Source organism: Microlunatus sp. YIM B11417 (genome assembly GCF_059617205.1).
Genome location: NZ_JCAMPJ010000007.1, coordinates 176,956 through 191,268, shown reverse-complemented (window position 1 = coordinate 191,268; position 14,313 = coordinate 176,956). Strand labels below are relative to the sequence as shown.

The following is a 14,313-nucleotide window of genomic DNA, read 5'->3' as shown; positions in this document are numbered from 1 at the left end:
ATTGGATCGGGTGGGCAGGCCGTTTCGCTTCTAGATTCGCTCGTGTGAAGACGCGATTCCTGCACAGCGCAGACACCAGACTCGAAGTGAGCGCCCTCTGCCTGGGCGTGATGTTCCTCGGCGTACGGGAGGACGAACGGACCTCGTACGCGATCCTGGACCGGTTCTACGAACAGGGCGGCCGGTTCTTCGACACCTCGAACAACTACGGCGGCTGGACCGAGGCGACCCTCGGCACCCGGTCCGGCGACAGCGAACGGCTGCTCGGCGGCTGGATCGCCAGCCGGAAGGTGGCCGACGAGGTGGTCGTGTCCACCAAGTGCGGCGCCGGCAAGCGCGACCCGGGTCGGCCGCTGTCCATCGAACCGCCGACCAACTACGAGGGCCTGGGCCCGGAGGTGGTCCGGACCCAGTTGACCGGGAGCCTGCAGCGTCTGGGCCTGGACCGGGTCGGGGTCTACCTCGGCCACGTCGACGATCGGGACCGCGACATCACGGAGATCGCCGACACCTTCTCCGCCCTGGTGGACGAGGGCCTGGTCGCGATCCCCGGCCTGTCCAACACGGCGACCTGGCGGCTGGCCGTCGGCCGCCAGCACAGCCGGGTCGCCGGCCGGGCCGAGTTCGGCGCCTGGCAGCAGCAGCACTCGCTCTACTGGCCGGCGCCGGGCGCGGACGAGGCCACCCGGGTCACGCCGGAGGCGGTGGACTACGCCGCGGACCAGCCGGACCTGACGATCATGAGCTACTCGCCGCAGCAGGGCGGTCAGCTGGTCCGGCCCTGGATGCCGTTCTGGGACCCGTACAACCATCCGGGCAGCGAACGCCGGCTGCGGCTGGCGCACCGGATCGGCCACGAACTCGGCGCGACCGCGAACCAGGTCGTGCTGGCCTGGCACCTGGCCGGGGTCCGGAGCACACTGCACTACGTGCCCGGCAGCAGCCAGCACGCCGCGGCCGACCTGCCGGCCCGGCGAGCAGCGATGATCCCGGTGTTCAGCGCCAGCTCGGTGGCCCAGCTGGACGAGGCACTCGGTGCGGTCGACCTGAAGCTCGGTGACGAACACCTGGCCGAGCTGGACACTCCCTGACCCGGGGCTGCGACAGCTGGACCGTTCGCCCGGCAGCGCGGCGGCCCGGCTAGGCTCTGCGCCGGAGGTGGAGCGTGTCGCCGCTGAATGTGCTGTTGGTGGTGCTGTACGTCGCGGCCGGCGTCGCCGCGGCGTGGGAGGCCCGCCGGAAGGGCTATCACGACCTGATCTTCACGATCCTCGGCGTGCTGCTCGGCCCGATCCTGTTGTTGATCATGCTCTTCCTGCCGCCCCGGCCGCTCAAGGTCGGCCAGGCGGTACGGCCGGCGGCGCCCATCGCGCTCGAGGACGGCCGGCGGCTCCGGACCAACCACGTGACCGTCGTCCGGGCCGTCAAGGTGGTCGACGGCGAGCTGGTCTGCCTGATCACCTCGCCGGAGGGATCACGGCACTGGGTCGCCCAGGAAGCCCTGTCCCGGGTCGGCGGAACACCGAAGCGCTGAACGTTCCGTTCGGTCGTTGGCACTCGTCCAGGGTGAGTGCTAATGTCGGATTGGCACTCTCCAACCGAGTGTGCCAACTCAACCGGGGCGGCACCGCGACGACGGCTCGGCTGAGCTATCCCATGCACATACATTTCACCTGTGAAAGGGGTTTGAACGTGGCAGTCACGATCAAGCCGCTCGAGGACCGCATCCTCATCGAGCCGCTCGAGGCCGAGCAGACCACGGCGTCCGGGCTGGTCATTCCGGACACCGCCAAGGAGAAGCCGCAGGAAGGCAAGGTCCTGTCCACCGGACCGGGCCGGATCGACGACAACGGCAACCGGGTTCCGCTGGACGTCGCCGAGGGCGACGTCGTGATCTTCAGCAAGTACGGCGGCACCGAGGTCAAGTACGACGGCAAGGACCTGCTGCTGCTCAACGCGCGGGACATCCTCGCCGTCGTCACCAAGTGATCCGGTAAGGGGACTCAGCTATGCCAAAGATCCTTCAATTTGACGAGGAGGCCCGTCGCTCCCTGGAGCGCGGTGTCGACATCCTCGCCAACACCGTGAAGGTCACCCTCGGCCCCAAGGGGCGCTACGTCGTCCTGGACAAGAAGTGGGGCGCGCCGACGATCACGAACGACGGCGTCACCGTTGCTCGCGACGTGGAGCTCGAGGATCCGTACGAGAACCTCGGCGCTCAGCTGGCCAAGGAAGTGGCGACCAAGACCAACGACGTCGCCGGTGACGGCACCACCACGGCCACCGTGTTGGCGCAGGCGCTGGTGCACGAAGGTCTCAAGGCCGTCGCGTCGGGCGCCAGCCCGGTCGGGCTGAAGCGTGGGATCGACGCCGCGGTGACTGCGGTGGAGGAGCGGCTCCGGGAGAACTCCCGTGAGGTGCAGACCACCCAGGACATGGCCTCCGTCGCGACCATCTCGGCCCGTGACCCGCAGATCGGCGAGCTGATCGCGGAGGCCTTCGACAAGGTCGGCAAGGACGGTGTGATCACCGTCGACGAGTCGCAGACCATGGGCACCGAGCTCGAGTTCACCGAGGGCATGCAGTTCGACAAGGGCTACCTGTCGCAGTACTTCGTCACCGACGCGGAGCGGATGGAGGCGGTTCTCGACGATCCGTACATCCTGATCCACTCCGGCAAGATCAGCTCGATGAACGAGCTCCTTCCCCTTCTGGAGAAGGTCATCGGCGCCTCCGGCACCCTGTTCATCGTGGCCGAGGACGTCGAGGGCGAGGCGCTGTCCACCCTGGTCGTGAACAAGATCAAGGGCACCTTCAACTCGGCCGCCGTCAAGGCTCCGGCCTTCGGCGACCGGCGCAAGGCCATGCTCGAGGACATCGCGACCCTGACCGGCGGTCAGGTCGTCACCCCGGACGTCGGCCTCAAGCTCGACCAGGTCGGGCTCGAGGTGCTGGGCCGGGCCCGTCGCGTGGTGATCAGCAAGGACAACACCACGATCGTCGACGGCGCCGGCTCCAGCGACGAGGTCCAGGCCCGGGTGAAGCAGCTGCAGGCCGAGATCGAGCGCACCGATTCCGACTGGGACCGGGAGAAGCTGCAGGAGCGGGTGGCCAAGCTGGCCGGCGGCGTCTGCGTGATCAAGGTCGGCGCTGCCACCGAGGTCGAGCTCAAGGAGAAGAAGCACCGGATCGAGGACGCCGTGTCCGCGACCCGGGCCGCGATCGAGGAGGGCATCGTCGCCGGTGGCGGCTCCGCCCTCGTCCACGCGGCGCAGGCGCTCGAAGGCGGGCTGGACCTGTCCGGCGACGAGAAGGTCGGTGTCTCGATCGTCAAGAAGTCGCTGGTCGAGCCGCTGCGCTGGATCGCCGAGAACGGTGGCGAGCAGGGCTACGTCATCGCGTACAAGGTCGCCGAGCTGCCCGTCGGGCAGGGCTACAACGCCGCGACCGGCGAGTACGGCGACCTGGTGGGCGCCGGCGTGATCGACCCGGTCAAGGTGACCCGGTCCGCGCTGGCCAACGCCGCGTCGATCGCCTCGCTGCTGCTCACCACCGAGACCCTGGTGGTGGACAAGCCGGAGGAAGAGGACGCGCCGGCCGCTGCCGGGCATTCCCACTGACCTTCGGTCAGAACGCACATCAAGGAAGGGCCCCGGGCCCTCCCCGACGATTACGTCCGGGAGGTGCTCGGGGCCCTTTCGCCGGTCTACCCCAGGATCAGCGGGAGCCGGGCCTCCCATCCGCCCAGGGCTGTCGCTTCGGCGTCGGTCGGCTCCCGTCGCCCGGTGCCGATCAGCAGGGCGTCGGTGTCGGACAGGCTCACCGGAAACGCGGCTCCGGCGAGCTGCTCCAGCATCAGCCGGGTCCTGGCCAGCGCTGCGGGAGGCGGCCCGCCGGCGCCGGGCAGGTGGGCGACCAGGTCGAGGTGGTGCAGGGTCCATTCCAGGACGTACGCGGAGAGGTAGTCGCCGGCGGTGAGCACCTGGTCCTGGGTGCGGACCCGGAGGGCGGGATCGGCCAGTTCGGCCGCGCGGCCGGCCGCCGAGCCGACGTCGTCGAGGTGGTACGTCAGCAGAGCCGGGTCCTGATAGGCGGCGGCCAGCCGGACCGTCAGCGCGTCCAGCGGGTCGGTGCCGGTCGGCGGGGTGTCGCCGACCTCCCAGTAGGTGATCGCGTCGCGGGTCGGCTCCTCGTCCGCGGGTGTGACGAGCGTGATCAGCACGTCCTGGGCGTCGATGATCAAGTGGCAGACGAGGTCCCGGACCAGCCAGCCGGTGCAACCGGACGGCCGGGTGAAGTCCTCGCCGGAGAGCTCGGCGACCGCACCCCGCAGGGCCGTCCACGAGAGTGAGAAGAGGTCCACCGCCACAACACTAGGCTGCTGCCGTGATCGAGGAGCGGGTGCGGCGCAGCGCCAGGGTCCTGCTGGTGGACCCGGCCGAGCGGATCCTGCTCTTCTCCGTGACCGACGACGGCGCGACGCGCTGGTTCGCGCCGGGCGGCGGGCTGGTCGACGGGGAGACGTACCCGGAGGCGGCGGCCCGCGAGCTGTGGGAGGAGACCGGGCTGGCGGTCGACCCCGCCGACCTCGGGCGGGAGGTGTGGCGCGGCCGCCCCTGGGCGTCGGTCCGGGAGGGCATCCCGTACCGGAACTTCCAGCGCTACTTCCTGCTCCGGACGCCCGCCTTCGAGCTCGACACGTCGAGGTTCGAGGCGCTGGAGCGGGCCGCGATCGACGGGCAGCGGTGGTGGACCGTGCCGCAGCTCCGGTCCACCACCGACTGTCTCCGCCCGGCCGGGCTGCCCGACCTGCTCAGCGACCTGCTGAGCGGCGGGGCTCCGGCCGAGCCCGTCCTCGTCTCGGGCTAGACCCGCTCGAGTTCCGGCGTCGGCTCGGGCTCCGGGTCGACCACCGGAGCCCCGCGCCGCGGCAGCAGGGCGATCACCAGGCCGGCCGCCGCCACTGCGAGGGACAGGAACAGGCCTGGCCGGAACTGGGCCAGCATCTCCTGGGCCGACGGTGCCGGGGCACCGTGGCCGCCGCCGACCACCAGCGCCGTCGTCACGGCCAGCACCAGCGCCGCGCCGACCTGGGTGCTGGTCTGCAGCAGCCCGGCGGCCAGTCCCTGCTCGGAGTCCCTGATCCCCGAGGTCGCCTGCACGCTGATCGACGGGAAGCCGAGCGCGAAGCCGATCCCGAGCAGGATCACCGACGGCAGAATGTCGACCAGGTAGTTCGGGCTGGTCCCGACGCGCAGGAACAGGACGTAGCCCAGAGCCAGGGCGCCCAGTCCGACCATGATCAGCTTGCGGCTGCCGATCCGGTCGATGAACCGGTCCGCGAAGGGCGCCGTGAACGCCACCAGCAGGCCGGCCGGCAACAGGGCCAGGGCCATCGACAGCGGCTGCCAGCCGAGCACCGACTGCAGGTAGAGGGTGACGATGAACTGGAAGCTCAGGTACGAGCCGAACAGGGCCACGATGCTCAGATTGGCCCGGGCGACCCAGCCCTGACGCAGGATGCCGAACCTGATCAACGGGTGCCGGACCCTGGTCTCGATCACGCCGAACGCGGCCAGGATCACCGCAGCCAAGGCGAAGCCGCCGATCGTGCGCGGCGCGAGCCAGCCGACCTCCGGTGCCGAGACCAGGGTGTAGACCAAGATCAACATGCCGGCGGGCAGAGTGATCGCCCCGGCAAGATCATGGCCGCCGCCCGGTTCCGGTCGATCCTTGGGTACGAAGATCGCGCCCATGATCACGGCGACCAGGGCGAACGGCACCGAGAACAGGAAGGTCCAGCGCCAGCTCACGGTCGTCATCAGACCGCCGACGATCAGGCCGAGTGAATAGCCGGAGGCGCCGAAGGTGGAGAAGATCGAGATCGCCTTGTTGCGGGCCGGGCCCTCGGCGAAGTTGGTGGTGATGATCGAGAAGCCGGTCGGCGCGGTGAACGCTGCGGCGACGCCCTTGACGAAGCGCATCCCGATCACCAGCAGCGGATCGGAGACCAGGCCACCGATCAGCGACGCCAGCGCGAACACGGTGAGGGCGATCAGGAAGATCCGGCGCCGGCCGAGCAGATCGGCGAGCCGGCCGCCGAGCAGCAGCAGGCTGCCGTACCCGAGCACGTAGCCCGAGACGATCCACTGCAGGGCCGCCGTGTCGAGTCCGAGTTCGTGGCCGATCGAGGGGAGGGCCACGCCGACCATCGAGACGTCCAGTCCGTCCAGGGCCAGCACGACGCTGACCGTCAGGAGCAGGATCCAGCGGCTGCGGGGCCACCGGACGGGTTCCGCGGCGATCGCCGCGGCGGAAGCAGATGAAGTCACGAATCGAGAAGATATATGCGTACGCATCCAATGCGCAAGCATCTTATGAGGTTGCATGTTGTTCTGTTGCGTGGTAGGAATGGGGTTCATGAACGGTGCTGTGGCCGACACAGGTCTGGTTGAGCGTTGGCGCGAGTTGCAGGGCACCTATCTGCGGACATCGATGGCGATCGACCGCGCGCTGACCGCCGAGTACGGCATCGGGCTGAGCGAGTTCGAGGTGCTCGACCTGGTCTGGGAGGCGCAGGATCCGGACCAGCCGTGCCGGATGAAGGATCTCAGCCACCTCACGTCGATGACCCAGAGTGCGTTGTCCCGCGTCGTCGATCGGCTCTACAAGGCCGGGCTGGTGGATCGGATGACCTGCGATGACGACCGGCGAGCGCTGCTGGTCGGGCTGACGGTGGCGGGAAAGAAGCTCCACACCAAGGCGGTCGTGTCACATCGTAACCTGCTCGCCGAGCATCTGGGCTGAACGCCGGTCAGTCCCGCCCGGCCCAGAAGTCGATCATGAACTCGACGGCCTGCCGGGCCGTGGTCGTGACCCGCTCGCCGGCCGTGGCGCCGGAGCCCGGGGCGAGGCCGATCGCCCACCCCCGTTGATCACCGCGACGACGGAGCGCTCGCACCGCGGCAGGGTCCACGGCGTCTGCCCCATGATCACCGCCCAGGACGAGGACCGCGGCCCGGTCGGCCGCGGTACGCGCCACGGCACGGGCGATCCGCTGAGGGAACCCGGTGGCGTCCATGATCACCGCGACGCTGTCCCCGGGCCGGTGCCGGCGGACCAGCTCCCGGATCGCGAGTTCCGCGGCCCGCGAGGCGCTGCCCGAGTCCGTCACCAGGACGACCGCCGCCCGATCCTCCGGTACGGATTCGGCGAGCAGGCCGAGCCGCCGGCGCAGCGACGGAGTCAGGGCACGGCGGAGGGCCGCGGCCGGTAACCGCCGCCGCACCCGAGCGGCCGTGTCGTCGTTGGCCGGTACCCGCCGGGCGAACGCGTTCAGGTCGGCCAGCCGGCGCCGGGCCGCGTCGCCGAGCAGCCGGAGCACCGCTTCCGGGTCGACGTCGTCCAGGCTCGCCCCCGGATAGTCCTGGCCCAGCGCTCGGTCCAGCAGGTCGAGATCAGCGGATTCCGCGACCGGATCGAGCACGTCGGCGAACAGGTAGAGCGCCACCCGATCGTCGGGACGGTCCGGATCGAGGCCGTTCCGCAGCACCGTCAGCCGCCGGTGGAACGCGGTGACCGCGGCGAGCCAGGCCGGCCGCCGCGCGGTCAGCGCCGACCAGGCGGCGGCGAGCCGGCGCCGGCCGGGTTCGTCGAGGACGGCGAGGAGCCGGTGCTGGGCGGACCAGCGCCAGGCGAACTCGTCGGCCAGCTCGTCCAGCTCGAAGACGGCCGGATCGGTCCGGCCGGCCAGCGGCTGCAGCCGGGCCCGGTCCTGGTCGGTGCCGGGACCGCGGTCGCCCTGGCCGGCCAGCGCACCGAAGTACTCCAGGGCCATGATCATCGGCTCGGCCTCGGTGCCGGTCACGGCACTGAGGCGGCGTACCGCGCGATCGACCAGGACGGCCTGGACGGACCGGTGCACCGTGGCGGCGGCGTCGGCGAAGATCGCCTCGGCGGCGGCCGAGTGCCAGCGCCGGCTCGACAGCAGCTGGTACGTCGCCGCGGCCGAGCCGGGGAGCTGGCGCAGCTCGGCCTCCTCGAGCCGGGCCAGGTCGTCCGGATCGGCGAACAGGGTCCGCAGCTCGACCCGTACCGCGTCGTCGACCACCGGCTCGATCTCGGCGAGGACAGGCTCGACGGCCAGCACGTCGTCGACCACGGCGCGCCGCGCGGCGACATGCGGCCGCAGCGCGTCCAGACCGGTGAGCCCGGCCGGATGGCCGTACCTGATCATGGTGCTGACGGCCTGCTCGACGGACCGGCCGTCCAGCACCAGCTCGGCGACCAGATCGACCGCCGGCCGGGAGGTCACGGCGTGCCGGCCTGGCTGGCCGCGCGATAGTTGATCATGGTCCCGGTGCGCCGCCGGACCAGCTGATGCCGCGCCGCGAGCCCCTCCAGGGCGAACTCGACGGCGCCGGCGGCGAGGCCCGGCGTCTCGGCGCCGTCGTTGACGCCGAGCTGCTGCAGCAGCTGGGAGAACCGGGGCACCGTGCCGAGTTGATCGAGCAGCTCTCGCGACCCGGTGTCCGGGCCGGAGTCGACGCTCACGCCGGCATCGATCCGTGTCCCGATGATCGTCAGATCCGCCTCGGTGAGCCGGGCCCGGCAGGTCTGCGCGATCGCGTCGTCCAGCAGGTCGTCCAGCAGGAACCGTTCCTGCTCGAGATCGCCGTCCGGGACGTGCAGCCGCAGGCTTGCGCCGGTCAGCAGCGTGGCCAGGTCCGAGGGCCGGGCGATGGCGTCCTCCTGGCACAGCGAGGCGCGCCGGGCCGCCGAGCCGCCGAGCAGTTCCAGGGCGGCGATACCGAACCGGACGCTGCCTGCCTGCTCCGGGTCGAAGGTCGTGGTGCCGCGGACCGCCCGGGCGAACCGGGCCACGATCTCCACCAGGTAGTCGGGGATCCGCGGAATGAAGAGATTGGAGTCGAGCGGCCCGATCACCGACTGCCGGCGCAGCACCTCGACCTCGTCGTCGAGCGTCGGCGGATAGTGGGTCGTCACCACGCCGGCGAACCGGTCCCGCAACGGAGGGATCAGCCGGCCGTCCTCCTCGTAGTCGACCCGGTCCATGCTCGCCATGATCAGCACATCGAGCGGCAGTCGGCTGGCATCGGCAGCCACGGCGAGCTCGCGGTCGGCCAGCGCGCCGGCCAGGGCGGACTGCACCCGCGGCGGCAGCGCACCAAGATCATCGATGATGATCACACCGCGGTTCATCGCGGCCAGCAGGCCCTGCCCGGCCGCCGGATCATGATCACCGAGCAGGTCGCTCACCGTCGTCGCGGCGGTGGCCCGCACCTCGGCGAGCCGGGCGTCGCGGTGGACCCAGTCCACCGGGGTGTCGTCGCCGTGCTCGGCGAGCAGGTCCTTGGCCCAGCGGCTCTGCGGGTTCATCGGGTGCTCGTGCAGCACGCTGCCCTCGATCACCGGCGCCCACACGTCCAGCAACTCCCGCAGCCCGCGCAGCAGGGTCGACTTTCCCTGGCCCCGGTCGCCGATCACGATCACGTCGTGCAGGGCGAACAGGGACCGCTCCAGTTCCGGGAGCACGGTCGTCTCGAAGCCGATCAGGTCGGGGACGGTGGGCCGGCCCATGCTGAGCTTCGCGACCAGGTTGTGCCGGATCTCGGTCCTGACGCTGTGGTACCGATAGCCGGCACCCCGCAACGCTCCGAGCGTCGTCCGGCCCGGTGGGACCTCGGGGCCGCCAGGCATGCCGTACTCGTCGAATCCCCCGGACATCTCCATGGCGGTGCAGGTTACCCGTCGGAGGCGTCCGGGGCGACGGCCGAGGCCGTACGGCCGCCGAGCGGGGCCCGCCGGGCCACGACCGTGCGGCGCGTGATCAGCCAGCGGCCGTCGATCCGCCGCAGGTCGTCCAGGTAGGTGACCGTGCCCAGCGAGCCGTCGGTGTTCACCCCGAGGCCCTTGGACCGGGCCGCCGCACGGTCCCCGTCGATCGAGTCGATCACGGTGTTGGTGACGAGGTGCGCGAGCGGGTTCGCCGCGCCGAGGGCGAGCGAGGCCTCGATGATCGCCGGGAGCCCGGTCAGCACGCCGCCGCCGAGATCGGAGACGTCGTAACTCACGTCCTCGGCCAGGATCTCGCCGAGCCGTTCCAACTCCCCGTCGTCGACGAGATGCCCGTGCCGGGCGATCACCGTCATGATCGCCAGTTGATCTTCGATCTCCGTCATGGCACCTCCGTCGGTTCGCTGATCACTGCAGGGCGCACCGGCGTCAAGGCTGCCCCAGGTCGTCGGTCCGGCGGCGCCCCTGGACGAGGTTGGCGACGCCGAGCGTCCCGACGCCGGCCAGTCCGGCCAGGACGGCGCCGGCGATCCGGCCGGTGACGCGTTCGTGGCACTCCGCGCCGATCAGCCGGGCGGTGTCGGTGCCGACCCGGTGCTCCCGCGCCTCCCGGGTCACCACGTCCTCGTCGAAGAACAGCGGCACTCCGCAGGAGAGGTCCATCCGGTTCACCTCGGAGGAGTAGTTCGGCGGGATGATCAACAACAGGACTCCGATCAGGACCGCCGCCAGGGCGATCAGGCCGGCCCGGTTCCCGCGCGCTCCGCTCATCGCCGGGAGGCTAGCAGGAGACGGTGAGCCCTGCCGTGGGCCAGCGCCCGACCGGGCTCACCCGGGTCGGATCGCCAGGTTGGCCATGTCGACGACGGCGCGGTAGCCGATCGCCTCGTAGATCTTGTTCGAGGTCGGGTTGGCCTGGTCGGTGAACAGGCACATCCGGGTGCCGGCGGCGAGGCCGCGCGCGGTCAGCTCGGCGACCACGTACGAGGCGATGCCGCGGCCGCGGTGCTGCTTCGGGGTGTAGACCGGTCCGATCCGGCTCACCCCGAAGGCCGGCGGGTTGATCCCGGTCAGGTGCGCGGGTTCGCCGTCGGCGTCGATGAACAGCCAGAACTCGCGGCCGGCCAGGACCTGTTGGCGGACCACCTCGCGGTCCGGGGCGTGACCGAGTTCGGGCTCCCGGCCGCCCTGCTCGGCGGCGTCCCGGCCGAAGGCGTCGCACCAGTCCACGACCAGGTCGTCGTCGGCCGCCTCGGCCGGGCGCAGGGTCCCGGCCCGCGCACTCGGCCGGACCACCTCGCGGCACTCGAACAGCCGGGAGTGCATCGCCACCTCGACGGTCCCGCCCAGGCGCCGTACGGTCTCGTCGGCGACGATCCGGGCCGCGGGCAGGGCGCCGTTGCAGCCGCCCGGATGTTCGCCGCGGTCCAGCAGCGTGGTGGCGAGCAGCCGGGCCGCCTGGTCCGGCATGGGCAGGACGAACATCGGGTGCGGCGGGTGCGGCATCGTCCGCATGGCGACCCCGACCACGTCCGCGCCGTCGGTGACCGTGGCCCACCAGAAGGGCCGATCGGTCGGTTTCGGCTCGCCGGCCGCCCGCTGCCGGACCACCCGCCCGGTGTGTGTGGCGACGACGCTGCCGACCACCGGGTCCGCGGCGAGCACCGGCCCGGCCACGGCGAGGAACTCGGCCGGGTCCTCGTAGAACTGGACGTCCATAGCCGCCGACCCTAATCTCACGCCGGCCGGCCGGCCCAGTGGATTTCGCGGCCTCACAGGCAGGCGCGTGGGAAAGTCGACAACCCGGCCGTTCTGGTCGGATTCTGCGTGGGAAAGTCGACAATCCCACGTGGTGCGGGTCGCCCCAACCCACGCCCGACCGGTCAGTTCCGCAGCGACACGCCGCCGAAACGCCTGCTTGGTGACCGGTCGGCGGATTGGTCAGAGGCGGAAGACGGACTGGGGGATGGTGGTGACCAGGTCGCGGGCGATGGTGTGGGCCTCGGCCAGGTCCAGTTGATGGGTGGCGACCAGCTCGGCCAGGTATGCGGCGTCGGTGCGCCGGGACATGTCGTGCCGGGCCGGGATGGACAGGAAGGCGCGGGTGTCGTCGATGAAGCCGGAGGTCTTGTAGAAGCCGGCGCTGTCGGTGACCGCGGCCCGGTAGCGGCCGATCGCGGCCGGGGTGTCCAGGAACCACCAGGGGGCGCCGGCGTAGACGCTCGGGTAGAAGCCGGCCAGCGGGGCGATCTCGCGGGAGAACGTGGTCTCGTCGACCGTGAACAGCACCAACCGGAAGTTCGGGTCGGTGCCGAAGTCGTTCAGGATCCGGCGCAGCGGTTCGGTGTAGCCGCCGACCGCCGGAAGATCATGGCCGGCGTCGGTCCCGTAGCTGGCCAGCGACGGGGCGTGGTGGCTGCGGTGCACGCCGGGATGCAGCTGCATCACCAGGCCGTCGTCGGCCGACATCGCGGCCAGTTGGTAGAGCAGGTTGCGCCGGTACGCTGCGCCGTCCTCGAGGGTCGCCGTGCCGGCCAGGCCGGCGGCGTGGATCCGCTCCGCCTCGGCGTCGGGCAGCGGCGTGCCCCAGGCGTCGAACGGGCCGTTGTCGGTGGCCGTGGCGCCGTGCTCGATGAAGTAGCGGCGGCGGGCCCGCAGGGCGTCGATCAGTCCCCGGTACGAGTCCGTGGCCGATCCCGCGGCCTCGGCCAGCCGGGCCAGCCGGTCCGGCCAGCCGACGACGCTCGGGTCCAGGTAGCCGTCGGCGCGGAAGGTCGGCAGTACCCGGCCGGTGAACGTCGGGTCGGCGGCCAGCGCCCGGTGCGCGGCAAGATCATCGGCCGGGTCGTCGGTGGTCGCCAGGACCTTGATCCTGAACCGGTCGAACAGCGTCCGGGGCCGGAACGCGTCGCTCTGCAGCAGCTCGGAAAGCTCGTCGTACAAGCGATCCGCGGACTCCTCGCTCGGTCGCACGGTGACGCCGAGGATCTCCGCCAGCTGCGACTCCAGCCAGTACCGGACCGGGGTGCCGGCGAAGACGTACCAGTTCTTGCAGAGCAGCCGCCAGATCTCCCGGCCGTCCGGAGCCGTGCCGTCGGTGCTGCCCCGACCAAGATCACCAAGGCTGACCCCGGTGGCGTGCAGCAGCCGCAGCACGTAGTGATCAGGAGTGATCAACAACTCGGCCGGGTCGCCGAACGGTGCGTTGTCCAGCAGCAGGGCCGGGTCGACGTGCCCGTGCGGGGAGTAGATCGGCGCGTCGGCCACGGGTTCGTACAGCTCCCGGGCCAGGGCCCGGATCGTGGGATCGGCCGGGAACAGCCGATCCGGGTCCAGTTGCAGCGTCGGGGTGGCGGTCTCGGTCACACGCGGTCCTTGTCTCTCGAACTCTCGGCAACAGCAGGCACGGGGGCGGGTCCGGAGGAGGACCGGATGGTCAGGTGGGTCGGCACCAGGGTCAGGCTGCGCCGCGACTGGGCCCGGCCGACCAGGCCCGGATTGATCTGGGACAGCAGCATCGTGGTCGCCACCTGGCCGACCCGTTCGATCGGTGCCGTACAGGTGGTCAACGGCGGATGGCAGAACGAGGCACCGAAGATGTCGTCGCAGCCGACGATGCTCAACTGGCCGGGCACGTCGATGCCGCGGGCCCGGCAGCGTTCCAGCATCCCGATCGCGATCAGGTCGTTGAAGACGATGCAGCCGGTCGCCTCCGCGTTGAGTACGGCCTCGACGGCCGGGCCGCCCGACGTCATGGTCGGCGCGAACGGCCCGAGCCGGACGATCTCCAGCCCCGGCCGGGCCGACAGTTCCTCGGACAGGGTCTTCCAGCGCAGGCCGTTGGAGAAGGAGTTGACCGGCCCGCCGAGGTAGGCCAGCCGCCGGTGTCCCAACGCCAGCAGGTGATCCAGCGCCTGGCGCAACGCGGTCGGGGTGTCGATGACGACCGTCGGCACCGTACCGGCGTTGCGGTTGATCGTGACCATCGGCCGGGTCCGGTGGGTGGCGATGATCTGCTCGTCGGTCAGCCGGGAGGCGGTCAGGATGACCCCGTCGGTCGCCGTCCGCAGCCGGTCCAGCGCCTCCGCCTCGACCTCGGCCGACTCCTCGGTGTCCACCAGCAGCTGGGTGTAGCCGGCCGCCTTCAACTGGTGCTGGGTGCCCCGGATCAGGTCGAAGTAGAACGGGTTGGTGATGTCGGGGACGAGCAGCGCGACGGTCCGGGTCCGGCCCGAGGACAGTGCGCGGGCCTGGGTGCTCGGCACGTAGTTGAGGTCCGCGGCGATCTTCTCGATCCGTTCCCGGGTGCGCGCGTTGACCCGGCCCGGGTTGTTCAACGCCCGGGAGACCGTGGACGCGGCGACACCCGCCGCGGCGGCCACATCGCCGATCGTGGCCGGCCGGTCGGCCCCGCCTGCTTCTGACAACGCCTCGATCCTCCTCGATCCCTCGATCTCGGTGAAGGAACGGTCCCTTCAGATCCCCGCCGGCGCTCGC

The 14,313-nt window shown here is 71.1% G+C and carries 15 protein-coding genes; 6 read left to right on the top strand and 9 right to left on the bottom strand.

The window, feature by feature from the left end; translation table 11 throughout:
* Window positions 1-44: 44 nt before the first annotated feature.
* The 4 genes from AC6CCG_RS27205 to groL all read left to right on the top strand — a co-directional run bounded on the left by AC6CCG_RS27205 (window position 45) and on the right by groL (window position 3,620).
* On the top strand, window positions 45-1,091 hold the full coding sequence (locus tag AC6CCG_RS27205) for an aldo/keto reductase (protein WP_496657900.1): 1,047 nt from the start codon (window positions 45-47) through the stop codon (window positions 1,089-1,091).
* 74 nt (window positions 1,092-1,165) lie between these two features.
* Complete coding sequence (locus tag AC6CCG_RS27200; protein ID WP_496657899.1) at window positions 1,166-1,534, top strand: hypothetical protein; 369 nt, start codon at window positions 1,166-1,168, stop codon at window positions 1,532-1,534.
* Window positions 1,535-1,692: 158 nt separating this feature from the next.
* Complete coding sequence (gene groES / locus AC6CCG_RS27195) at window positions 1,693-1,989, top strand: co-chaperone GroES (RefSeq protein WP_152362995.1); 297 nt, start codon at window positions 1,693-1,695, stop codon at window positions 1,987-1,989.
* Between the two features lie 20 nt (window positions 1,990-2,009).
* Complete coding sequence (gene groL, locus AC6CCG_RS27190; RefSeq protein ID WP_496657898.1) at window positions 2,010-3,620, top strand: chaperonin GroEL; 1,611 nt, start codon at window positions 2,010-2,012, stop codon at window positions 3,618-3,620.
* Window positions 3,621-3,706: 86 nt separating this feature from the next.
* Here groL and AC6CCG_RS27185 read toward each other — a convergent pair whose 3' ends face one another.
* Complete coding sequence (locus tag AC6CCG_RS27185) at window positions 3,707-4,363, bottom strand: maleylpyruvate isomerase N-terminal domain-containing protein (RefSeq protein ID WP_496657897.1); 657 nt, start codon at window positions 4,361-4,363, stop codon at window positions 3,707-3,709.
* Window positions 4,364-4,386: 23 nt separating this feature from the next.
* Here AC6CCG_RS27185 and AC6CCG_RS27180 point away from each other — a divergent pair, with 23 nt between their 5' ends.
* Window positions 4,387-4,869, top strand: a complete 483-nt coding sequence (locus AC6CCG_RS27180) for an NUDIX hydrolase (RefSeq protein WP_496657896.1) — start codon at window positions 4,387-4,389, stop codon at window positions 4,867-4,869.
* Here AC6CCG_RS27180 and AC6CCG_RS27175 read toward each other — a convergent pair.
* The gene (locus tag AC6CCG_RS27175) at window positions 4,866-6,332 is read right to left on the bottom strand and encodes an MFS transporter (RefSeq protein ID WP_496657895.1); all 1,467 of its coding nucleotides are present in this window, start codon (window positions 6,330-6,332) and stop codon (window positions 4,866-4,868) included. The two genes, AC6CCG_RS27180 and AC6CCG_RS27175, sit on opposite strands and share 4 nt — an antisense overlap.
* Before the next feature lie 88 nt (window positions 6,333-6,420).
* Between AC6CCG_RS27175 and AC6CCG_RS27170 the strand changes: the two genes are divergently transcribed.
* On the top strand, window positions 6,421-6,807 hold the full coding sequence (locus tag AC6CCG_RS27170; protein WP_496657894.1) for a MarR family winged helix-turn-helix transcriptional regulator: 387 nt from the start codon (window positions 6,421-6,423) through the stop codon (window positions 6,805-6,807).
* 7 nt (window positions 6,808-6,814) lie between these two features.
* Here the strand turns inward: AC6CCG_RS27170 and AC6CCG_RS27165 are convergent, their stop codons facing one another.
* The 7 genes from AC6CCG_RS27165 to AC6CCG_RS27135 all read right to left on the bottom strand — a co-directional run bounded on the left by AC6CCG_RS27165 (window position 6,815) and on the right by AC6CCG_RS27135 (window position 14,243).
* Window positions 6,815-8,314, bottom strand: coding sequence for a hypothetical protein (locus AC6CCG_RS27165; protein WP_496657893.1), 1,500 nt, complete (start codon window positions 8,312-8,314; stop codon window positions 6,815-6,817).
* Entirely contained in the window at window positions 8,311-9,753 is a 1,443-nt protein-coding gene (locus tag AC6CCG_RS27160) for an AAA family ATPase (protein ID WP_496657892.1), read from the bottom strand. Before AC6CCG_RS27160 ends, AC6CCG_RS27165 begins: the two co-directional genes overlap by 4 nt.
* 11 nt (window positions 9,754-9,764) lie before the next feature.
* Complete coding sequence (locus AC6CCG_RS27155; RefSeq protein WP_496657891.1) at window positions 9,765-10,202, bottom strand: nuclear transport factor 2 family protein; 438 nt, start codon at window positions 10,200-10,202, stop codon at window positions 9,765-9,767.
* A 43-nt stretch (window positions 10,203-10,245) separates the two neighbouring features.
* Complete coding sequence (locus AC6CCG_RS27150) at window positions 10,246-10,587, bottom strand: hypothetical protein (protein ID WP_496657890.1); 342 nt, start codon at window positions 10,585-10,587, stop codon at window positions 10,246-10,248.
* A 57-nt stretch (window positions 10,588-10,644) separates the two neighbouring features.
* Window positions 10,645-11,535 carry a GNAT family N-acetyltransferase gene (locus tag AC6CCG_RS27145; RefSeq protein ID WP_496657889.1) on the bottom strand — a complete coding sequence of 297 codons (891 nt, stop codon included), beginning with the start codon at window positions 11,533-11,535 and terminating at the stop codon, window positions 10,645-10,647.
* A gap of 222 nt (window positions 11,536-11,757) precedes the next feature.
* Window positions 11,758-13,182, bottom strand: a complete 1,425-nt coding sequence (gene uxaC / locus AC6CCG_RS27140; RefSeq protein WP_496657888.1) for a glucuronate isomerase — start codon at window positions 13,180-13,182, stop codon at window positions 11,758-11,760.
* The gene (locus tag AC6CCG_RS27135) at window positions 13,179-14,243 is read right to left on the bottom strand and encodes a LacI family DNA-binding transcriptional regulator (protein WP_496657887.1); all 1,065 of its coding nucleotides are present in this window, start codon (window positions 14,241-14,243) and stop codon (window positions 13,179-13,181) included. Before AC6CCG_RS27135 ends, uxaC begins: the two co-directional genes overlap by 4 nt.
* Between the last annotated feature and the right edge of the window lie 70 nt (window positions 14,244-14,313).